Origin of the sequence: Cytobacillus citreus (genome assembly GCF_018343665.1) — a bacterium.
Taxonomy (GTDB): domain Bacteria; phylum Bacillota; class Bacilli; order Bacillales; family Cytobacillaceae; genus Cytobacillus; species Cytobacillus citreus.
This window is the reverse complement of sequence record NZ_JAGYPM010000004.1, coordinates 537,442-559,645: the sequence shown is the minus strand read 5'-3', so window position 1 is coordinate 559,645 and position 22,204 is coordinate 537,442. Positions and strand designations below refer to the sequence as shown.

The following is a 22,204-nucleotide window of genomic DNA, read 5'->3' as shown; positions in this document are numbered from 1 at the left end:
GTGTTAAAGTTTTCACAAAGTAATTATAATATGACTATAGTGGAAAGATACAATGCCAATCCCATATGCAATTCATAACAAAATAGTATGTAAGCGCTCTTTAGCATACACAATAAAAAAAGCCTCCCCATAACAAGAGGATGCCTTCTACTATTTGACTCAATTTTAGATTATGAATCATCGTTATGATTAGATGTCGACAGCTTTATTTTGGCAAATCGGATAAATTCTTTCGCAACCTGTGATAAGTATGCATCTTTTTTCCAGACCATCGCTAGAGTCCATTCGATTGTCGGATTGATTACGGTTATAGTGCGAAAATCATTTGTTAGTTCCAAACATGTATTCTCAGGCAGCAAAGTAATACCTATATTGTAAGCAACCAATTCTTGAATAAAATCTAATTGTGATGTTTCCGAAATAATTATCGGTTGAAAACCAGCTTCTCTGCAAGCAGTCATGACAAGGTTTCTTAACTCAAAATCTCGATTGAACATAATAAAGCTCTCTTCTTTAAGTTCTTTCAATGACACTTCCTGTCTCCCAGCAAGACGATGAAACGAGGGTACCACTAGTTTTAATTTCTCATTAACAAACCTATAATGGTCAAGATTATCATTTTTCTCCGGAAGAACGATAACCCCAAAATCTAACAACCCACTGACAATCTTCTCCTCAATCGGCTTAGATCCATCCTCTTCCAATTGGAAAGTCACCTCTGGATATTTTTCATGAAACGAGGCAATCAGTTGTGAGAAGAAAATAGAATTAGTTATCGCTGGGAGTCCAATACGGACATGGCTTTTTTTTAGCATGAACATCTGACCAAGTTCCGTATCCAAAAGATGCAACTGTTTTTCAATTATTAATGCATGTTTTTCTAGAATACGTCCTGCCTCTGTTAAAATCAGCCCTTTTCTTGTGCGAATAAATAGCTGTGTACCAAGTTCCCCCTCCAAGGATTTGATAATTCTACTGAGGGCAGGCTGCGTAATAAACAGATTTTCAGCTGCATTGGTGAAATTGCCAGTACGTGTAACTTCAATAAAACACTCCAAATGTTTAATTTCCAAACCTATCAAACACCTTATATACTTTTTTAAAGATATTTTAGTTTACCACACTTTTTACTTTAGTAACCTCACTTGTGATTTATCAAAAAGGCAAACCAATATTTTTGAAAAAACCTGATTTACTTATGATGCGGTTCACCGTTACACCTGCAACAGAGGTTTTTCAATAAATAATTATTTATTTATTACTAACTACTTTTAACTTCTTTTACATATTCCCATGTTTCTCCATTATCTTTTGATTGATAAAGTGCACTACTATTACCATTATAATCTCCATCTGATCCTTGCCCGACTAACATATTAAAAACTCCATCTTTCTCATAAGGCATACCTGGAGAATCGAAAGGACTTATAGACTGTCCACTATTTAATTTTACTTCATGAGGTGTATAATTTACCTTTTTAAAAGATATGCCCCCATCATCTGTACGATATAACTCTCCGTTCGTACCAGAAGGACGGATTGCTCCTATAAATCCAAGTTTATCATTTATAAAAGTTATTCCTGATACACTACCAATTCCTCCGATGAACGGATCTTCATTTATAACCTCCCATGTTTCACCCCCATCAACAGTCTTACTTAGTGAATAAAAAGTACTTCCTAATGCTTTATCTGTAAAATTTAGTTGATAACCAACTTCTTTTGATAGGAAAAACTGTTCATTGTTATTAGTTAACTCTTGTTGCTTCTCTTTAGAACTATCTTGATTTGGCGTAGTATTTGATTTACTCCAACTTGGGTCACCGATTAAGTTATATCTAGCAGGTATCATCTCTTTCTCTTTTCCAGGGACAAATATAGATACCGTATATCCAATTATTTCAGAAGTTGCTTCTTCAAGATGAACCTCCTTACCTTCCTCATTAATATTAATAATTCCCTCTGTGTTATATCCCCAATTTCGTTTTCCATAATAAACCAATCCGTACTTACTCTCATTCCACTTACTAACGGTTTGCTGAACTGGAATAGCATTAACCGTTTTAATTAGGGGTTCTACTAGTTTATCATCATCATAATCAGAACCTGCATATCCATTTAGCCATAAAGTAATATCTTGTGACTTATTTTTATCATAAGTTATTAAGTAACTTTCTTCTTTCCCATCCGTATTTTTCCCATAAACAAATGTATCAAAAGATGTGATTGTTCCATCTGAATTAAATGTAAGCTTAAAATCACTTGCCATATATAATTTCTTTGGCAAAGTATATTCCTTATTTATATCTTCAAAAATACCTTCTACTCCATATTCATATATATTATTATGTTCAAATTTAACTGATCTTTCATTTTTTAATCTTTCTATAGTCCACGCAAGTTTGCCACCATAATTTGTTGCACTTTTATAAATCTCTACTCCATAAAATAATGTTATTGCCAAAATAATTATTATAGAAATATATTGCCAAGTATTTGATTTTTTAGAGCCATATTCTCTATCTTTTATAATTCTAATTGTAGTAAATGCAATGATAGATATTAAAAATACGATACATAATAATAAAATATAAATATTATTATTAATTCTTCCATACCTACATAATGAAGCTAACTCATAGCAAAAAATCCAGTATCCAATTATTAATATTGGATTTGTTAATAATGATCTAAGTATCGTTTTTATATTTTTCCTAAATATGAAAATCACCCCTTGTCGAAATTAACACCGTTTTCCCCCAAGTAATCTAAATTTAGTTTCTATTAATTATTATGTTTCGCTAGTAGAGAGAAATTTTCCTTCTTAACCTAAGCTGCATTTAGTTGAATAAGACCGCTTCATTTTCAAATGAAACTAGTTTAAACCATAAAGTGAAACTTCAATCAGTGGGGGTTTTTCGACGCACAGGATGTGCTAGTGCAGACGTTGCGACAGGACGTCACGTTCTTAGTCTGCTTATCCCCCACTGATTGTTAGTTGCGGCCCACACGAAGTGGGTCACGCAGACGTTGCCACACGATGTGGCGCTTTTAGTCTGTGTTCATCATACGGGCTTTTACGGGCTGTTGATCCCCCACTTAGAAATTTATTCTTAACTCAACTTCTTGAAGTGGGGGTCTTACAGCCCGTTAATCTGCGATAAAAAAGAACAAGCTTATTTTATGCTTGTCCTTCCTCAAATACTTCTAAACGCTTATTAAATTTCAGTCTATATTATTTGATTCTTTAACTTATACAATCTATATATTTCAACTGTAAATTCCAGTCTACTTGTAATCATTTTTAGGTCCTTCATCCATTATAACTTCTACCATATTTGAAGATCCCATCCTAAGTTTAGGTCTACGCTCTGAGTTCGGTGTACTATAAAGCTCCAATGGACTTATAATAACTCCATCTTGCGTATTATGAAGGATTCCTGGCACACATGTATAAATTCTATCATTATTATTTGCATTCTTGGAGGATATGGTAACGGAGGTTCCGCTATGATTATCTATACTCATGGACACTTTGTATCGGTAGAACGATCCTGTTCCATTTGACTGAGCAGAATAAACCACAGGAACAACTGCGAGAATATCATTATTCAGCCTTAATTTAATGACTTCTGTCTTAGTTGATAGATTATTTCTCCTAACATCCCCCATATGTTCCACTGCTCCGTTGCCAAAACTCTTGAGGGGAGATGTTCCTTTCGCCCCAAACATAGCTACATCTATCTGCTTACCATCCTTTGTATAGACTAAAGCATATATATCATAATCTGTCCCAGTCTTCCAAGATACCGTTGCAGTAATTTCTGGTGTTTTATCAATGATAACTGGCTTTTGACCTTTTTCAAGACTTATCTTACCCTTTACCTTTACAAGGCTTATCGGTGACAACGTGTTTTGTCTATTTTTATTTTCAGGAACAGTTAGAGTCTTGACAGGTTCTTTTGGGGTTTGTTTTTGAATAGTTTTAGGTTCAGAAGGCTTGTTTTGCTCATCAGATTCAACCTCAACACCGTAATTTTTACATAACCCTTCAAGCCCAGAATTAAAGCCACGCCAGATTGATTTTGCCTTTGTCTGACCATTCCTTAGATATAATTCTAATACTACAATTCCATTTTCATTTGTGAAACTAGATGGGGTTAACTGGATAATATTATGATCGGTACATATCTCAGCCTTTAAATTCTTTACATTTGAAAATCCAGTGCTATTATCCTCTGTAAGAGTTATTGCTATTTTAGTAATACCTTCAGGGACTTTACTCATATCAAAATTAATTTTATGTATTTTTGTATTACCTAATTTCTCAGATGGTATTAGGGTAGCTACACCAGAAGAGCTCTTTGGTTGATTATAAAATATAATCCCGCTATCTCCTTCTACCTTGTCTGAATCAGTTAAAAGGAAAGCTGTTAAGGAAATATCTATCGAATTAGAAATTTCGTAGCTTACAGTAACATTACCTTTTGGGGAACTTAAAACTGTATTTGCTCCCATCTGAAGAAATTGATTCATATAAACCACTCCCTACTCCTCTATCCATTTATCACCTAACAATTTTTCATAATTCACTACAAAATTCTCTTGTAGTAATTTTGACATTTTTATTGTAGTTTCCTTCTATTCACTTTTTCTTAGACATAAATTACTCATACTTTAAGACCAATGGAGAAAAAAACTCCAAATAGTCCTCACCTTTCAGAAGTCAGGACTTGGATTATTGTTTAGTTAACTTGTTAAAGGCTATTCAAGTTGCAGGAAGTGTTATTGACCAAGACAGTAACTTGAAAATGACTATAGCGATTAGTTGGAAGTTTGGAATAGTTAAATTAGAACAGTGCCTGTCACTCCTCGAAAAATGTCGAATCAACCAAGTTTTTCGACGAAATCCGGGTGGTGACAGGCACTATTTCAAAGACTCTCAACCATTTTGGTTGGGGGTCTTTTTTATGTTTTAATATTGCTATGGTCCATATCTTCTAGAGAATTAACTTCATTTGCTAAATACTGAAATATAATTTCACTCTTTTTATCAGAAATTTCAAAAAATAATGCTGATGGCGTAATCCCTTTGACATGTAGAAACGACTGTTATGAGACTTATGTGGTATAGACTACTGTACACCATTACCTATATGCTTTTACTATATGCTGTAAGCGTTACCAGAATCTTGGTATATATCGGGGAGACCCGCCTACAATTTTTTCAATTATATAAAGGAGGGTATATGAAAAGAAATACATTTATGATTACTGCAGTTTGTACTATTCTACTAGGCACATCAACAGTATTTGCCAACAATGACTATCCTAATGATCCAACGATTGAAAAGGAAGAAAAACTCACATTCCCCTCTAAGAAACCACACCCTGTCTTTACATGGAATTCGACTGTCATCCCTGTTTCGAGCGTTCTTCACCCAAGCTCTGCACGAGGAGCCGGGATGGTGGAAGCTCCACTCCAGCAAATCGATCAAATTATGAACCAAGCAATTTCACAAAAATTAATGCCAGGCGCTGTCACACTTGTAGCAAGAGCTGGGAAAATTGTAAAACATGACGCTTATGGCTATTCAGCTCAATACACCGATGGTAAGTTTACCGAAATGGAAAATCCAATTCCTATGGAAAACGACACGATTTTTGACTTAGCATCTATCAGTAAGATATTCACTGCTACGGCCGTGATGGTACTTTTTGAAAAAGGATTAATCAATCTTGATGATCCGGTGGCTAAACATATTCCAGAATTTGCTGCCAATGGTAAGAATAACGTGACCATTCGCCAGTTGTTAACCCACACTTCTGGGTTCACCGCTTGGATTCCTTTATATTCAAAAGGTAATTCAAGAGAAGATCGGCTGAAGTTAGTATTAAACCAACCGTTGAAAAATGCACCCGGTACGACTTACGAATACAGTGATTTAAATATGATTACGTTAGGAATGTTAATTGAGCACATGTCCGGACAGCGCCAGGATGAATTCGTTCGGGAGCACATCACAGAACCTTTAGGGATGATGGATACGATGTACAATCCACCAGCTTCTTTGAAACATCGCATTGCGGCAACTGAATACCAGGCCACACCAAATCGCGGTCTCGTGTGGGGAGAAGTTCATGATGAGAACGCTTGGTCATTGGATGGGGTTGCTGGACATGCCGGTGTGTTCTCAACCGCAAATGACCTGGCTAAGCTTGCACATATTTTTATTAATAAAGGCAAGTATGGCAGTAAAAGAATTCTGAAGCCGGAAACAGTACAATTACTGCTACAAAACCAGAATACTGCATTCCCTGGGAATGACCATGGACTTGGCTGGGAGCTCGGGCAGGGCTGGTATATGGATGCTTTATCAGAAGGTACGTACTCTTTTGGCCATACAGGGTATACTGGAACTTCAATTGTAGTAAGCCTGAACAATAAAACAGTAGCGATTTTACTGACCAACCGTGTCCATCCGTCTAGAAATATGGGGTCCATGAATCAAACCCGTCGCTTATTTGCTAGAAATGTAGCTGATTCGATTCCTGTCTCGATTCCTGGTAAGAGTGATGCTTGGTTTGCAGGGTATGGCGACAAACTAAACCGAGTAATGGAAACTGACCTTCAATTATCTAAGGATACCAAACTTACATTCTCAACATGGCATATGATTGAGAATGTATGGGATTTCGGAACCGTAGAGATTTTTAGAGATGGCAGTTGGGACCAGCTTGCACTATTTACAGGCACAAGCAATGGCTGGGAAAAGAAAGAATTGGCAATACCTAGTGATGCGACGAAATTACGGTTTGTCTATGGAACCGATAGTTCAACAAATTCCCGCAGCTGGTATATCCAGAATCCAAAACTGGATTCTGGATATGATCTTTCTTTTTCAAAAAATGAATGGGTATTAAGAGACTTTTAAATCATGAAATACTAGAGGAGGAGAAACATGCGAAAATATTTAAAGACATTTTTCACCTCGTTACTGGCATTTGTACTAGTGTTAACAGGGATTCCACTTGCAGGGGCAACCGCTGCTTCGGGAATTGAGGATTTAGTGATTGACCTCAATGTTCCCCAGGTCACAAGGGAAGTTAAAGATAACAAGCTTGATTTAAACGCTCTGCATGTTTATGAGGATGGCCACTTTATGCTGGCGTCTAAGAACTTAAAATGGAAGTCATCTAATAAAAATGTTGCCTCTGTATCTAAAGATGGAGAAGTAACTTTATCTGGTCATAATGGTACAACGTTTATCTCTGTCAGCGATGGCAGTAATAGCGATAGAATTTCGATTCAATTCAAGGGAAATCAAGACAAAATCCTTGTTGAAAAAGAAAAAGGCACTCGCTATGACCTTATCGGCAAAGCCATCGAGCATATGACGATGGAAGAAAAGGTCGGGCAAATGCTGATGCCTGATTTTAGAAATTGGAATGGCAAAAATGTAACAGAAATGAATGCGGAAATTGCCCAGCATGTTAAGGAATATCATCTTGGTGGTGTGATTTTATTCCGCGAAAATACGGTGACAGCTGATCAAACAACTAAGCTCGTTAGTGCCTATCAAGAAGCTGCCGAAAAGTACGGCCTAATGATTTCGATTGACCAGGAAGGCGGAATTGTTACACGTCTGCAAACTGGTACCGATATGCCAGGGAATATGGCGTTAGGTGCGACTAGATCTGAAGAGCTAGCTGAAAAAGTCGGCAGGACAATTGGTGAAGAGCTAAACGCACTTGGGATTAACATGAATTTTGGACCAGTGTTGGATGTAAACAATAATCCTGATAATCCGGTGATAGGTGTTCGATCATTTGGTGAGGATCCTGAGTTAGTGGCTAATCTAGGAAATGCCTATATTAAAGGGCTCCATGAAACGGGCATTGCGGCAACCGCTAAGCATTTTCCAGGTCATGGAGATACTGCGGTTGATTCCCATGTAGGACTTCCAGCGATACCACATGATCTTGATCGATTAAAGAAAGTAGAACTATATCCATTCCAGCAGGCAATGGATTCTGGTATTGATGCGATTATGTCAGCACACGTGACGTTCCCGAAAATTGATGATACAAAAGCAATTTCTAAAAAGGACGGAACAGAAGTCTCTGTACCAGGTACGCTTTCCCACAAGATATTAACGGGTCTAATGCGCGAAGAATTGGGCTTTAAAGGTGTTATCGTAACTGATGCCATGAATATGGGTGCAATTACAGATCATTTTGGTTCTGTTGATGCAGCGATTCGTGCAGTTAAAGCCGGAGCGGACGTTCTGTTAATGCCTGTTGGAATAGTAGAAGTAGCCAATGGAATCTATGATTCAGTAAAATCTGGCGATATCTCAATCGAAAGAATTGAGCAGTCAGTAGAGCGGATTTTAACCTTGAAATTAAATCGCGGCATCGTTAAGGCAGAAGTAGAGCAGAGCCTTGATGAGAAGGTAGCAAATGCGATACAGGTGGTAGGCTCAGCAGATCATAAAGCAATAGAAAAAGAAGCTGCAGCTAAATCCATTACGCTTGTAAAAAATAACACTGTACTACCACTTAATGTAGCAAAAGAGGATAAGATTGTCGTGGTGGGTGGCTCAAGCTTGTCCGCTAATCTCCTCGCAGATGAGGTCAAAAAGCACCATGAGAACGTTACCTATATTAATACATCGACTACGCTTACCGACTCACAGATGGCACAAGTACAGGGTGCAAAATCCATCATTGTGAGCACCTATACATCTAGTGTTTCAGCTAGAATGCCAAGCGGCAGTCAAATGTTAATGACCAATCAGCTTATTGGTACAGGTATTCCTGTAATTGCAGTGGGGGCTAGAAATCCGTATGACATTATGTCCTATACAGATGTAGATGCCTATCTTGTACAATATGGATTCAGACCAGCAAGCTTTGAAGCAGCAGCAAACACCATTTTTGGTAAAAACAATCCAACTGGAAAACTTCCAGTCACGATTTACAACCATGATGATAGTGTTTTATACGGTTTTGACCACGGTTTAGGATACTAAGTAGGGAATTTATTAAAGGGAATTTAGTTTTAACTCTGAGAGTTCTGCTATTTTCCCTAAGCTGGTTAGATAAAGTGAAACTTCAATCAGTGGGGGTTTTTCGACGCACAGGATGTGCTAGTGCAGACGTTGCGACAGGACGTCGCGTTCTTAGTCTGCTTATCCCCCCACTGGTTGTTAGTTGCGGCCCACACGAAGTGGGTCACGCAGACGTTGCCACACGATGTGGCGCTTTTAGTCTGTGTTCATCATACGGGCTTTTACGGGCTGTTGATCCCCCACTTAGAAATTTATTCTTAACTCAACTTCTTGAAGTGGGGGTCTTACAGCCCGTTAATCTGCGATAAAGGTGAGGAGGGGTACTTTTGAAACGGTTGTTAACTGGTTTATTGGTTCTTGTTCTACTACTGTCTACCGTTTCTGCGACGATGGCCAAGAACGATCAAGAGAAAAAGAATAAAAAGTTCCGTTTGGGCATCGAGGTTTTGTTACAGGATCAAATTGATTTGATTAAAGATAAACGTGTAGGTTTGATCACCAATCCAACCGGAGTTGATCAGAACGTTGCGAGTATCGTAGACTTACTCTTCAACAACCCCGAAGTGAACCTCACTGCTCTTTACGGGCCTGAGCACGGTGTTCGTGGAAGTGCACAAGCGGGTCAATATGTCGAACAATATACGGATGAAAAAACAGGACTTCCTGTTTACAGCCTATATGGAAAGACAAAAAAGCCTACACCTGAAATGCTAAGCAATGTCGATGTATTGTTATTTGATATCCAAGATGTGGGGGCACGATTTTACACCTATATTTACACCATGGCACTAGCGATGGAAGCAGCAAAAGAGAACAATATTCCAATTATTGTTCTTGACCGTCCGAATCCAATCAGTGGGACAAAAGTCGAAGGACCTGTGCTCGAGGATAAGTACTCTTCGTTCATCGGAGAATATCCGATTCCTGTCCGCCACGGGATGACAGTTGGGGAACTAGCCAAGCTTTTCAATAGCGAATTTGAAATTGGTGCCGATTTAACAGTTGTGGAAATGGAAGGCTGGAAACGGAACATGTACTACAATGAAACGCCATTAGAATGGGTCCTTCCGTCACCAAACATGCCAACATTAGAAACTGCAGTTGTCTACCCAGGGGCTGCCCTCATTGAAGGAACCAATGTTTCCGAGGGACGAGGAACAACAAAACCATTTGAATTGATTGGAGCACCGTTCATCAATAGCGACAACTTGGCTGCAAAGTTAAACTCGTACCAATTACCTGGTGTCACCTTCCGAGCGGCATCGTTTATACCGACCTTCTCAAAGCATGCGAATGTGTTAAGCCATGGAATTCAAATTCATGTTACGGACCGAAACTCCTATAAGCCGTTTGAAACAGGTTTGTATATCGTAAAAACAATCCATGATATGTATCCAAACGAATTCCAATTTAGAGCACCGAGTGCAGCAGGAATCTCCTTCTTTGATAACCTTGTCGGCAATGGCTCCATCCGCGCTGATATTGAAGCTGGCAAAAGTATTGAAGAAATGAAAGCATCATGGCAGGCTGGTCTAGATCAATTTAACGAGGTTCGTAAGAAGTATTTATTATATTAATAGGTGTGAAGGGCCTTCTTTTCAGAAGGCCTCTTTTTAGTATGAGATTAAAGTAGAAAAATCAGAAATCTAGTCGATGTTTGTATTTCTGGGGAAATAATAGGCGGTTTTTGCTGAATAATTCAACGATATAAATATATTGGATTACGATTAATGAGATTATATCGTTACGCGATATGACTAAGCCTCAGGAAGAAGATACTGCTTAAAACCATATCGTTGTTCATTTTGTACTATCGTATCGTTGGGCGATATGCCTTGTAGATAAAGTATGTATCGCCACCCGATTCAGTCAAGCCGCTTTCTCTTTTCTTTCAACATGACAAAAAATGTCACTTTAGATGTTGTTATATCGATGGTTGAGGGGCAAATTAGTCGGTATAGTAAGGTGGTGAAGGAGGACGAAAAAATGACTAAAATTATACAAACAAAGAACTTGTCGAAATCCTACGGAAAAACACAAGTGTTAAAAAATATTGATTTGAAGATTGAACAGGGTGAATTCACGGCGATTATGGGGCCGTCTGGCTCTGGGGAAATAACCTTAATGAATACCCTGTCAACATACTTAATATTTTCACAAAATTTTCTATGATAAAGCCTCATTTACTTATAATGCGGTTCACCGTAATTGTTCTAAATGAGGTTTTCTGTTTCGTTTTACTTCTTTTTAGCTTCATATACTTTCAACAACTTACCTTTTATTGTCGTGTTTTTCATCCTTTTCAACACAATCGGACCTTTATCATTTAATATTTCAACATAAGAAACAGTATCTAGTATTGTAATAATGCCAATATCCTCCACTGTTACTCCTTCGATTTTGGCAATCGTTCCAACAAAATCTACTGCCCTTAGCTTCTTTTTCTTCCCGCCATTAAAATATAACTTCATGATTTGTTTGTTTAGTTGTTCATTTTTTGCCTTTTTAATCGTTGGTTCAACACTCATTTTTGCTTCAAAGGCAGTTTTCTTATTTGAAACCTCTTCTATTGAAGGAGGGGTTATGTTCGGGATCTCAAATCCAATATATTCTTCAATTTCACTTAAAAATCGATCCTCAAATGGGGTAACAAACGTGATGGCTTTCCCCTTCTGACCCGCACGTCCCGTTCTTCCCGTACGATGGACGTAGCTTTCTTTCTCTAATGGAAGATCATAGTTGATGACATGTGTGATATTTTCAATATCAATTCCTCTAGCGGCTACATCTGTAGCAATTAAATAGCGGAATTCTCCCCTTCGAAAATCATTCATCACATCCAGCCGATCTTCTTGTACCATCCCACCGTGAATTTTATCGCAGCTATAACCTAAATCCGTTAACTGCTCACACACATCATCTACTCGATCTTTTGTTCGACAAAAAATGATGCAACTATCTGGATTTTCAACAATCGTTACATCTTTAAGCATAGAAAATTTATTGTCTTCTTCTACTTCAAAAAGAGAATGATCTATATTAACTGTGGTGAGTCCAGTTGCTTTTATTTCAATATCGATAGGTGTTTTCATATATTTAAGTGATAGGTTTTTGACTTGCTCTGGTAAAGTAGCCGAAAATAGCATCGTCACTCGATTTGTGGGTAGCTTTGTTATAATTGCCTCTACTTGTTCAATAAAACCCATGTTTAACATTTCATCAGCTTCATCAATAACTAGATAGCTAATCCGTTCTAACGCTAGAGTACCTCTTTCAATATGATCTAACACACGGCCCGGAGTTCCGACGACTACATGTGTTTTTTGCTTTAATTCAGTTTTTTGAATGACAAAAGGTTGTTTTCCATAAACCGCAGCTGCTTTAATTCGTTTAAATCTGCCTATGTTCGTGATATCCTCTTTTACTTGAACAGCAAGTTCTCTCGTCGGTGTCAAAATTAACGCCTGAGGTTTGTTTTCCTTCCAATCGATCATGTCACAAATAGGAATCCCGAATGATGCCGTCTTTCCACTTCCTGTTTGCGATTTCACAACAAGATCGATCTTCTCTAACACAAGAGGTATGACCTTACTCTGTACATCTGTTGGATTTTCATATTGTAAACTGTCCAGTGCGTTTGCTATTTCTTCACTTAATTTAAAATCTTTAAAACTTCTTTTACACATAACTAAGCCTCTTTTATTTAGATTATTTTTCTTATTATTTCCGTAAAGATCATTACCTTATACAAACTACTATTATACGCGAATATCCACCTAGCAAATGAATAAATGCTCCTATTAAAAGACTTTTCGTTAAGATTTCCCTTTGCTCTTTACATTCCCAACATTCTACAATTTTAGTAGTTATTAAACACCGCGGACAGAATTACTTTGTCCACAACACTACTTAATTGTTTATCATTGCACACAAAAGAATAGTAACCAAAACGGTCACTATTCTTTGTATAAATTATTTCTTCTTCAAACGGGCAGGATAGTTGAAGAGTGCTGTTTGACCTTTGTTCAACAATCGGGCCATTTAACCTATAAGGGTTTACCTACGAAAAATCGAATATTCAGCTCGGAAAATCTCTAGAACCCATTTTACTAAAGCTTTGTAAAAGGGGTGGGAATACGCGAAACTATGACTAGTTTTGTATAGGAATACAAGAATAGAAGAGAATCTGATCGCTATATATCTCCATAAAAATCTTATAAAACTGTTTATCATAAAAAAAACTTAAAAATCCCCTCAATTTAATTTCTTCTCATGTCCAACTAAAACAATATAAAATGTTTTGTATTATTTTGTTTTATTTTTTTTACGTGTGCTTTACTTATATTTATATTTCATTAACACGTCCCATTTACAATTAGATATGTACTTATGAAGTCTCATTAAAGTAGGAGGATAAATAATTGTTATAAACATCAAGCTTTAACTTAAAAGTATTTTCTAAACATCGTCGAAATGAAACTGATGTATCTTCCTGCAGTTGAAATGGTTAATAATTTGTGATGAAAAGAGGATCAACATTATGAAAAACGACAAATCACAGAAAAAAAATAAAAATAGTGGTGTTTTTGAAAAAGAAATGAATCGACGAGATTTTTTACAGGGGACAACGAAAACAGCTGGACTTGCCCTCGGCTTCTCGCTTTTACCGTTTGGTGGTTTTCAATTGAATGGAGGGCAAACAGCCCTTGCTGCAGCAAATAGTAATGTCATCACGATATCGAATCTTGAACAAGGGACAGGCTTGTTCAAAGTTAACTTCCAAGGTACAGGATGGGATCATTGGTCCTCGCACTCTGTTAACAATAAACCAGGCGTCTACTTTGAATTTGAATTTATAGGAGATCATTTCCGTCTACTGGGAGAAAAAGATCCCGGAGACGGGATTGCCGCTATCTCTATTGACGGGGGACCTGAACAAAAAGCAGACTTGTATGCCCCTAGTAGACAAACAGGTGTTTATTATGAAAGCCCTGAACTTGAAGCGGGGAAACATAAAGTAAAAGTAACTGTTACCGGGGAGAAGAACGCAGCGGCAAGCAATGCGTTTGTCAGCTTAAGTCAAATTGAAGTGAACATTCCTGCGGATATTTCTTTCATCGACTTAGTCCAAGCCGATGTTCAGCATGCTGGATTTATTGAGGAGAGTACCCATACTCCTTTCATGATTCGATTGAATGAAGTATACAGCGATTTTGTACCGAAAAGCATGAACATTCATTTTGATGCATCCATTCTCAAAGTTAATGATGTGACAGGAATGCAAGAGGGATTGCAAGCACAGATGAAGGAAGTCTCCAAAAATAAAATCGTAGTCAACTTCAAAACTGGAAATCCTTTAAAACAACGAAAGACGGTCAATCTTGCGAAACTAAACGTACAAGCGAAAGGTAAAGTAGGTAAAACTGGCAGCATCACGATTAAAGACCTTGTCGTAGCGGATGCCAATGGTCAGGAAACTGTTATTTCGGAATTGAAAGTAGACATCTCCATCACGAGAAAATCCATCATGACTTTCAACGTCATTAGTGATACTCAAGGGGATACCGTGGATTTTGATACCGCATTGAAGCAAATGAATATCATCAACCCTTATTCCAAAGCGCTGGTTATTAACGGTGATATTACAAACTTCGGCGATCCCGAAGAATTTGACGCGGTACGCAATATAATAAATAACAATGCAGTTCCTTTCAATATCATTCCTGCCATGGGAAATCATGATTTGTACAGAAGACAGGATAGCGTAGAGGTCAGGTTTCAGCGTTTTTATGATTTTGCTGGAGTGGACAAGCCATACTATGAGCGAAAAGTTCAAGGTATTCCATTTTTAGTATTGGGTAACGAAAACCATGCAAATTTCAGCACAGACCAAGTATATTTTAGCGATGATCAATTGAATTGGTTGCGCGATCGATTGGAAAAGTATTCGAAAGAAGCCAAACCGGTTTTTATCGCGACCCACCATGTCCTTCGTGACACCGTCTCGGGCTCGTACAAAACGTATTTGGGAGACTATCTGCGGCAAGCAGAGTTTATGGATATTATCGGGGATTACCCGAATGTATTCGTGTTTACGGGCCATTCACACTGGTCTTTGGAATTGCCAGATTGGGCGGTAAATGTTAAAGTACCGGGCGGTCATAAGAAAGGCATTACAGTCGTTAACGCCGGTGCCATTCAAACCGGATGGATGCCGACGAATCCGGAACCCGGAGAAATGATACACCCAGAAGGCGGCGCTTTTAATCAAGGCTTGCAAGTACATGTATATGAGGATGAAGTTGTCATCAAAGGCCGGAATTTTAGAACCAACAGTTGGATGCAGGAGTACATTGTGCAAATCGATAAATAACAGTTTGAAAAATGTTATATAAATAGGAGGAATTTAGAATGTTACAAAATATAGGGATTCCTGGTTTGATACTAATCCTTGTTATTGCATTAATCGTTTTCGGTCCATCAAAATTGCCAGAACTAGGTCGTGCAGTCGGTTCAACATTAAAGGAATTTAAAAATTCAACACGAGATCTGGTTTCAGATGGTGAGCCAGAACAAGAGCAATCGAAAATTAAGAACGAAAAAAGTATAATATAAATCTAGTAAGATGTGAGTAAATCATTTAACTCGCATCTTCTTTTTTTAACTAGGGATATTACTAATGGGCATATATCATCGATTCAAGCATACTGCCACTCAATTTGATGAATCATAAATGGGCAAAGTTAAACTGAAAATTACGACAGTATTTATGCAACGCTAGTGAGAATTTATACATGTCCAATAGGACTTAAGCAATATGGATGCTGCGTGTGTCTCTGTATCGCTTTCTAGTTTTCCCCATTTTCTCCAATAAGTTTATTCATTTTCTAATATATAGACAAAGGAAACCAGTCATTAAAAAACCTCATTTATTTATGATACGGTTCACCGTGATGTAACTAAATGAGGTTGTTATTTTCATCAGATCATTACTTAACGATCATTTTCTTAAAATCTATGATTGAACCGGATTTAATCATAAAATCTATTCCAAGAATGCCGTTAAATCCATAAGTTTCTTTTGTAATTCCTAACTGTAATGGAAAAGAATCCAACAAATGGTTATTGATTTTTATTTTCTTTACATTTTGCTCATAACAGAGTTCGCTTTCTCCGCCGACACCGTACATTCTTCTCGGTCTGCCATTTTTTCGATCAATTATAAGCCCAATTGACTCTACTTCAGCAGTATCGAAAATCGTCATAGAACACCCAGTGTCTAAAAGTACATTATGTAAGAACATTGTTTTTCCCTTATAAGATAAAGAAACGGAGACAATAGGTAATCCATCGTACATCTCAATCTTCATTGAAATCGTCACCTTACCCCAATAAATTTTTGCTCTTTAACTTCTATTGTTTTATGATCAGTATGAAAAATGTAGTATTCGCGTGAAGGATCGGCTAAATGCAGTTTCTTATATTCTTTCCATGCAAAAGTTGATTCGGGGAAGTTAGAAATGACTGATAGTTCATCAAGATAGCGTATTGAATTTTTTGAGTAGGCAGAGATTGCTTCGACAAGCACCCATTGTTCCGGATATTGTTCACGTACTTGCTCCCATTTCACTTGTAACACCTCCTCGTTCTAATGTGTCTAGTATATCATTTTTTAATAAATCTAATAGAATAAAAAGGTCCAGCCCCCAAAATTTAAATATCCAGATAGATTTATAACGTTTTGATGGAAGCAACATAGTCAGGATTATTGCGGCATAAAACTTTGCTTTTTTCGGCTTTTTAATAGGATGGGCTATGAACGATCCCCTTCGTTACCTAAAGTGGTAAATAAAAAATGTTGTTAATAGTAGTATCTTTTATGAATGTAAAAAAAGCCATAATAAGCAAGTAGTGCATGAAAACTTGCATATTTTAGGCTCTTTCATTTTATTTCTTATTGTGTTAAAGCCAACGTTACGTTATTAAGAAAAGAAAAATACTGCACACAAAAGTGCGGAATTGAGTGAAGCCTGCGATCCAAATAGGAGTTCGAATGAACGCAAGGTGAGGTAATTTCTTAAATTTATTTTCTTATCGAATGTTCTTGTGTGAGCCGTCACAGTTGGGCTTCTTTTGAGATAGTCCACAAGTGCAATCATTTAATCCCTTTCCATCGAGAATTTGCTGCATATATTTTTCAACCCTTGACACTCGCGTTTTGGATTGTTTGGGCTGAGAAAAATAAAGAATGTATGCTCTTTGCCGTCCCGGTGTCAATGCTTCAAAAGCAGTTTTAAAAGTAGGCATTTCATCGAATTTATTTTGAAGCTCGTCAGGAATGATGAATTCTTTATGTTCTTTCTTTTCCACTTCCAAACCGGCTTTTTCAACTTCAATGGCTTCATTAATATAGGCTTTCAAGATGGGTTCCATTTCAACGATTTCTTGAACACTAGTGAACCGAATCTGGCGCCCCGCCTGTACATTCTCCGTTTGTTGGATTAGAATCCCATGGGCATCCTTTAGCAAGGCACCTTTGTGAAACAGAAGCGCGCAATATTCTTTAAATCCATGTATTAAAACGATGTTTTTTTTCTCGAACGTGTAACAAGGATGCATCCACTTAAAATCTTCGGTCAGGTCACAGTCAAGAACGATATTTCTCAACGTCTCATATTCTTCTTTCCACTTTTTAGCTTTACTTAAAAAGTCATAAACCTTAGGATTCATTCTACTATTGGTCATCAAGAAACACCTCTCTTCACTTTTTCGATTTATAATAGGACAATAATTGGTTTCGTGTCAAGCAGACATGGCTTGGAAAGATTAATAATCATACTGCCAAAACATATATTAATTAATCTCCAGAAACACTAAAGTACAATCCTTCAAAATTTGCAAATTAACAAGAGGTGCCGCTCCCCAGCGTATTAAAATATCACTGCACTGGGAGGCAGGCACCAATTTTTCAAGTACATAAAAAGCAAAATATTGGTAATTAATTACCTTATCAAGACCTAAATCAAAAAAAGTCATAAAAATAGGGAGTTATACATATTATACATGACTAATATGTATAACTCCTTTACTTCTTGTTCAATAATCGCGCCCGTTCGTAATATAAGGTCAGCCAGTTTTTTCTGGTTGACCTTTTTTCATGAGGTCTTATGATAGCGGTAGTCGGGGTAGAACGTAGCGCCCGTGGGACTGGATCCCGTCAGCAAAACTGTTCGCCCCCTACTTGTATAAACATGTTTCTGGCTGGTTGGGACATTGATCCCGTTTAACAAGCGAACCTATGGCATTACAAGGAGTTTAGGGGTTACCGACTAATTCATTTCTAGGAGGAGATTGATAAATGAATCCAGTGATTGGTCTGGATGTTTCAAAAGGAGAGAGTCAGGTTCAAGCCTTTTTAGATAAAGGAAAACCTTATCGTAAAAGCTTTAGTGTAAAGCATACTTTGGATGGTTTAGATAGTTTATTAGATTTCTTAAAGGAGGTTACGATAGCATCAGAGGGGATGAAACCTTCGGTTATCTTGGAATCAACTGGTCCTTATCATTCCCCTGTTGTCCAGTTTTTAGATGAACAAGACTATGTGTATATTATGGTGAACCCTCTTGTGTCTCATCGCTCACGTAGTGCCAATCTTAGAAAGGTAAAGACAGACCCTGTAGATGCGTACCAACTTTGCGAGCTATTCTACAAGGAAGAGTTAGAGCCTCATAGAAAAAGAGGAATTCAGTTATTAAATCTAAGAAACCTCACCAGACAACAGGAAGCAATTGTAGGTGTCTCATCTCAAACAAAATTACAATTACAAACTCTATTGGATCAAGTATTCCCTGAGTATCGAGGTGTTTTTGGAGCTCTATATTCCAGAGTCTCTTTAAATGTCCTTAATACATTTCCTACATCAGAGTCTGTATTAAAAGTATCAAAGTCAGCGTTAATCGACATTATTTCATCCTTGTGTAAGAGTCGATCAAATCAGTGGGCTGAAGAGAAAGCAGAGAAACTTATTGAGGCGGCTGAAAGAAATCCATTTCAACATAATATGTACGACAGTCACATCTTTAATCTTAAGATATTAATCAATATCGTTCTTCAATACGAAGAGCACCTATCGAAGTTAGCAGCTGAAATAGATGCCCTCGCTGAAGAATTGGAAGAATATAAGATTATCCAATCTATCCCTGGTATCGGAGAAAAAATTGCGGCAACAATCATCTCAGAAATTGGAGAGATAGAAAGGTTTAATCACCCTAAAAAGTTAGTTGCATTTGCAGGAATAGACCCTAGTGTTTACTCTTCTGGTCGATTTACAGCTACAAAAAACAAAATTACTAAACGAGGATCTAGCCGATTAAGACGATCTCTATATATGGCTGTAAGATGCGGTATTCGTGATACCAGAAAGCAAAAGACAACAGATGAGATCATTGCAAGAAACAAAAAACTACGAGAGTTTTATGATAAAAAACGCGATGAAGGTAAACCATTTAGGGTTGCAGTTATTGCTTGTGTGAATAAGCTCTTACATTGGATCTATGCCTTATTGAAAAGCAAAACAACCTTCCAAGATATAGCTTAACTACTACATCTAACTATCAAATGAAAAACCTTCCAAACAGTATATTCGGAAGGTTATTTGTCATGGACAATTTAAGTATAGCATGGATAAATAAAGTTTTTTATTAAAAAATGTTGACAAACTATTAGCTGGTTTTGTGGAATTGGATACTTAAATATCCCTTATCCATTTATAAAATGATATAGAAAAAGTGCTGATAAATAATACTAGAAAAGAAACACCTATAATCATTGGAATAAATGTGAAGGCATCGATTACGTCACCCGAAGTTATCCATGATGTTGCGCCAGGTGGTCTTGAGAAAATCGATGCAGTTTCTCCCCCATTAAACCCCAATATTAAAAAAAGAACACCAAACACTAAAAAAAACAGTGGGATTCCAAATAATTTCATGTTTTTATTTCTCATAATCCATTCTCCCTTCCGCAATATGGCCCTATTACTGAAAAAGGCACAATTCCTCTTCAAGAATTGCGCCCTTTAATGGAATAACTGAGTAGCTCTTATTAGCTGGTTTAGTTTGGAAAAAGCGAGTAGCTGGTTTACCTCTGATTGTTAGTTTGTTCTATTTGATTTAATTTCTTTTTAATATACCTATTAGAAATGAACAGAAGCAATAGCATTAAAACTAAACATCCACCCATAATCATAAGGAAATAAGGAAGCCAAGCACCAAAGACTAAAAATTCCATTTACCTTTATTCCTCCTCTTTTAATGAAATTACCTTGGAGTCTATTGTTTATTTCTATATATGATGCAGACATTCCTTGGTAAACTAACTTGCTCGCTTCTTTAAGTATATTCTTTCAAAATTATCTTTTACATAAATATCCAAATCAATTGAAGAATGTTATTATGACTAACTAGCCCTTTTCAAAAGGAAGGACGCGTCTCTTATTACAGAAACGCGCCCTTTTGTTGAGAACTGGTTTAATAGGTTCTTCCTTTATTAGAAAACACCTTGACTTTATAGTGTTCTAAATCATTTTTAGATAAATTATCTTTTATATACTTTTCCACATTCGGAATATCATTTTTATCATATACGTCTATCCATATAACTGGATCTGTTACGCCAATTTGAGTGCTTTGTACTTCGTATTTATCCAACACAGAATTCACAACCACCTCTGTACTATATGGCTCTTTTGGTGAATACCAAAATAATGCAGATACAACAACAACACACGCTAAAATTAGTATTCCAAACTTGCTTTTTACACTCATTTTTGCACCTCCGATGTTTTTTTATTTGCTATAAATATTTCAGCAACCTGACCCGTTTCCTGTATAACTTTTCTTCCGTTAATGCCCCCTTTAGTTCAATAAAAGAGGAAGTCTTCATAATAACAAGTATAAAATTCTTTCATAAAATTATCATTCTTCATGTCGTCCACAATTCTTTCAGACACTGCGATAATTTCTTCTTTCTTTTTAAAGGAGACGATTCTAACGAAAGAATTCCGCTCATTTATTCTACCTTTTCTATTACAAGGATAAATTTGAACAACATAATCCTTCCAGACAGGTTCATAATAAACCTCTACGAACCAATACGTTACATACGGGAAATCGAGACAATATCCTTCAGTAAAAGCTGATTTATCTTCTTCTCCCATAGCTATAACCTCATAGGTAATGTATTTTGGTCCACCACCCTTTCGTTTGTACATTTGTCTTTGCACATACCTTAAAAGATTATATTTGTTTCCCAGCTTTTTCTTTAATCTCTTTTTCATATATCCCCCTAAATTCAATCCATGTCTTCTTAAACTCTTCTACCCCTTACTTCAATAAGCAAAGGAGCAATCCCTGCTTTTTAAAGGATTGCACCCGTTACTTCAAGAAGCCTTATCGAACTTCAATTACAAAAGCATAACTCGAACTTCCTTTTTCCCAACTTGCATGGACATCGTAAATATAAACACCTTTTTCTTTTGGTGCTATCAAAACATTATTACTTAACGAAACGTCTTCCACTTCGTTATCATTAAGCCATCTATTTACTCCCAATGTATTTGCGTTAGGTTCTTTTTCAAATTCTATTTTTAATTCAGATTCAGGCGATACAATCACAGATTTAATTTCATGATGTTCAATTAGCATTGGCGGAGAAATCGTATCGGCACAAATAGAATTAAATAAACCATCCCAACAATATGAACCTCGTGCCACTTCTAGTTTCTTTTTATCAACAGTTATACTTGGTTCAGGTGGATTATTATTAAATAACCCGATAACGAAGTAAATCCCAACACCTAAAACAACTAAAGTAATTAACGCCTTTTTCATAATTACCCCCTTATTGTTTTGAATCATCCCTTTCTTTAACTCTACTGCCTCTTTAGTACAATAAGTTCAACAAAAATAGGCGTTAACCCTTCTTAGATTAACGCACCCGTTAGCCATCCATGCAGCACAAAATCAGTGCTGCACCACAGAGTATGAAAATAATTAGGAAGCGCCAATACTAATACTGACCTTAATCCAGTCAACCCATTCCATAGATCAATGAATTGTAGCTCTTTCCAT

Annotated in this window: 17 protein-coding genes and 1 pseudogene; 7 read left to right on the top strand and 11 right to left on the bottom strand. The window is 36.9% G+C overall.

The features are described from left to right. Positions 1–170: 170 nt before the first annotated feature. The 3 genes from KHA94_RS19230 to KHA94_RS19220 all read right to left on the bottom strand — a co-directional run bounded on the left by KHA94_RS19230 (position 171) and on the right by KHA94_RS19220 (position 4,536). Positions 171–1,073 (bottom strand): LysR family transcriptional regulator, encoded by a 903-nt coding sequence (locus tag KHA94_RS19230; protein ID WP_213103724.1) that lies wholly within the window; start codon positions 1,071–1,073, stop codon positions 171–173. Between the two features lie 188 nt (positions 1,074–1,261). After that, complete coding sequence (locus KHA94_RS19225; RefSeq protein ID WP_213103723.1) at positions 1,262–2,731, bottom strand: WD40/YVTN/BNR-like repeat-containing protein; 1,470 nt, start codon at positions 2,729–2,731, stop codon at positions 1,262–1,264. Between the two features lie 557 nt (positions 2,732–3,288). Beyond that, positions 3,289–4,536 carry a TerD family protein gene (locus KHA94_RS19220; RefSeq protein WP_213103722.1) on the bottom strand — a complete coding sequence of 416 codons (1,248 nt, stop codon included), beginning with the start codon at positions 4,534–4,536 and terminating at the stop codon, positions 3,289–3,291. A gap of 713 nt (positions 4,537–5,249) precedes the next feature. Between KHA94_RS19220 and KHA94_RS19215 the strand changes: the two genes are divergently transcribed. The 4 genes and pseudogenes from KHA94_RS19215 to KHA94_RS19200 form a co-directional block, all read left to right on the top strand. Further along, entirely contained in the window at positions 5,250–6,935 is a 1,686-nt protein-coding gene (locus KHA94_RS19215) for a serine hydrolase domain-containing protein (RefSeq protein WP_213103721.1), read from the top strand. A gap of 27 nt (positions 6,936–6,962) precedes the next feature. After that, positions 6,963–9,035: a beta-N-acetylhexosaminidase gene (gene nagZ / locus KHA94_RS19210; RefSeq protein ID WP_213103720.1), complete on the top strand. Its 2,073-nt coding sequence runs from the start codon at positions 6,963–6,965 to the stop codon at positions 9,033–9,035. A 365-nt stretch (positions 9,036–9,400) separates the two neighbouring features. Then, positions 9,401–10,651: an exo-beta-N-acetylmuramidase NamZ family protein gene (locus KHA94_RS19205; protein ID WP_213103719.1), complete on the top strand. Its 1,251-nt coding sequence runs from the start codon at positions 9,401–9,403 to the stop codon at positions 10,649–10,651. A 409-nt stretch (positions 10,652–11,060) separates the two neighbouring features. Then, a pseudogene (locus KHA94_RS19200) lies at positions 11,061–11,216 on the top strand (ATP-binding cassette domain-containing protein); the annotation flags it as partial. A 95-nt stretch (positions 11,217–11,311) separates the two neighbouring features. On the opposite strand, the gene KHA94_RS19195 reads toward KHA94_RS19200, so the two are convergent. Next, positions 11,312–12,760 carry a DEAD/DEAH box helicase gene (locus tag KHA94_RS19195; RefSeq protein ID WP_213103718.1) on the bottom strand — a complete coding sequence of 483 codons (1,449 nt, stop codon included), beginning with the start codon at positions 12,758–12,760 and terminating at the stop codon, positions 11,312–11,314. A gap of 854 nt (positions 12,761–13,614) precedes the next feature. On the opposite strand from KHA94_RS19195, the gene KHA94_RS19190 reads away from it, so the two are divergent. Together KHA94_RS19190 and KHA94_RS19185 are read left to right on the top strand one after the other, a co-directional pair. After that, a complete protein-coding gene (locus tag KHA94_RS19190) occupies positions 13,615–15,447 on the top strand; it encodes a DUF4073 domain-containing protein (RefSeq protein ID WP_213103717.1) in 1,833 nt (610 codons plus the stop codon). Between the two features lie 38 nt (positions 15,448–15,485). Further along, positions 15,486–15,689 (top strand): twin-arginine translocase TatA/TatE family subunit, encoded by a 204-nt coding sequence (locus KHA94_RS19185; RefSeq protein ID WP_213103716.1) that lies wholly within the window; start codon positions 15,486–15,488, stop codon positions 15,687–15,689. Positions 15,690–16,063: 374 nt separating this feature from the next. On the opposite strand, the gene KHA94_RS19180 is transcribed toward KHA94_RS19185, so the two are convergent. From KHA94_RS19180 to KHA94_RS19170, 3 genes are all read right to left on the bottom strand, one after another. Continuing rightward, on the bottom strand, positions 16,064–16,444 hold the full coding sequence (locus KHA94_RS19180; RefSeq protein ID WP_213103715.1) for a retropepsin-like aspartic protease: 381 nt from the start codon (positions 16,442–16,444) through the stop codon (positions 16,064–16,066). Between the two features lie 8 nt (positions 16,445–16,452). Next, a complete protein-coding gene (locus KHA94_RS19175) occupies positions 16,453–16,704 on the bottom strand; it encodes a hypothetical protein (protein WP_213103714.1) in 252 nt (83 codons plus the stop codon). A gap of 461 nt (positions 16,705–17,165) precedes the next feature. Beyond that, positions 17,166–17,819, bottom strand: coding sequence for a DUF1801 domain-containing protein (locus tag KHA94_RS19170; RefSeq protein ID WP_213103713.1), 654 nt, complete (start codon positions 17,817–17,819; stop codon positions 17,166–17,168). A gap of 613 nt (positions 17,820–18,432) precedes the next feature. Here KHA94_RS19170 and KHA94_RS19165 point away from each other — a divergent pair. Further along, entirely contained in the window at positions 18,433–19,671 is a 1,239-nt protein-coding gene (locus tag KHA94_RS19165; RefSeq protein ID WP_057776995.1) for an IS110 family RNA-guided transposase, read from the top strand. 150 nt (positions 19,672–19,821) lie between these two features. Here the strand turns inward: KHA94_RS19165 and KHA94_RS19160 are convergent, their stop codons facing one another. The 4 genes from KHA94_RS19160 to KHA94_RS19145 form a co-directional block, all read right to left on the bottom strand. After that, the gene (locus KHA94_RS19160; RefSeq protein ID WP_213103712.1) at positions 19,822–20,079 is read right to left on the bottom strand and encodes a hypothetical protein; all 258 of its coding nucleotides are present in this window, start codon (positions 20,077–20,079) and stop codon (positions 19,822–19,824) included. Between the two features lie 523 nt (positions 20,080–20,602). Then, positions 20,603–20,899 carry a YolC/YozM family protein gene (locus KHA94_RS19155; protein WP_213103711.1) on the bottom strand — a complete coding sequence of 99 codons (297 nt, stop codon included), beginning with the start codon at positions 20,897–20,899 and terminating at the stop codon, positions 20,603–20,605. Between the two features lie 95 nt (positions 20,900–20,994). Further along, positions 20,995–21,411, bottom strand: a complete 417-nt coding sequence (locus tag KHA94_RS19150) for a hypothetical protein (RefSeq protein ID WP_213103710.1) — start codon at positions 21,409–21,411, stop codon at positions 20,995–20,997. Between the two features lie 112 nt (positions 21,412–21,523). After that, complete coding sequence (locus KHA94_RS19145; RefSeq protein WP_213103709.1) at positions 21,524–21,964, bottom strand: hypothetical protein; 441 nt, start codon at positions 21,962–21,964, stop codon at positions 21,524–21,526. Positions 21,965–22,204 lie beyond the last annotated feature (240 nt).

Coding starts and splice junctions, on each gene's coding strand:
- KHA94_RS19220 (WP_213103722.1), bottom strand. CDS start 4,536: ATGAATCAATTTCTTCAGATGGGAGCAAATACAGTTTTAAGTTCCCCA.
- KHA94_RS19215 (WP_213103721.1), top strand. CDS start 5,250: ATGAAAAGAAATACATTTATGATTACTGCAGTTTGTACTATTCTACTA.
- nagZ (WP_213103720.1), top strand. CDS start 6,963: ATGCGAAAATATTTAAAGACATTTTTCACCTCGTTACTGGCATTTGTA.
- KHA94_RS19195 (WP_213103718.1), bottom strand. CDS start 12,760: ATGTGTAAAAGAAGTTTTAAAGATTTTAAATTAAGTGAAGAAATAGCA.
- KHA94_RS19190 (WP_213103717.1), top strand. CDS start 13,615: ATGAAAAACGACAAATCACAGAAAAAAAATAAAAATAGTGGTGTTTTT.
- KHA94_RS19185 (WP_213103716.1), top strand. CDS start 15,486: ATGTTACAAAATATAGGGATTCCTGGTTTGATACTAATCCTTGTTATT.
- KHA94_RS19180 (WP_213103715.1), bottom strand. CDS start 16,444: ATGAAGATTGAGATGTACGATGGATTACCTATTGTCTCCGTTTCTTTA.
- KHA94_RS19170 (WP_213103713.1), bottom strand. CDS start 17,819: ATGACCAATAGTAGAATGAATCCTAAGGTTTATGACTTTTTAAGTAAA.
- KHA94_RS19165 (WP_057776995.1), top strand. CDS start 18,433: ATGAATCCAGTGATTGGTCTGGATGTTTCAAAAGGAGAGAGTCAGGTT.
- KHA94_RS19160 (WP_213103712.1), bottom strand. CDS start 20,079: ATGAGAAATAAAAACATGAAATTATTTGGAATCCCACTGTTTTTTTTA.
- KHA94_RS19155 (WP_213103711.1), bottom strand. CDS start 20,899: ATGAGTGTAAAAAGCAAGTTTGGAATACTAATTTTAGCGTGTGTTGTT.
- KHA94_RS19150 (WP_213103710.1), bottom strand. CDS start 21,411: ATGAAAAAGAGATTAAAGAAAAAGCTGGGAAACAAATATAATCTTTTA.
- KHA94_RS19145 (WP_213103709.1), bottom strand. CDS start 21,964: ATGAAAAAGGCGTTAATTACTTTAGTTGTTTTAGGTGTTGGGATTTAC.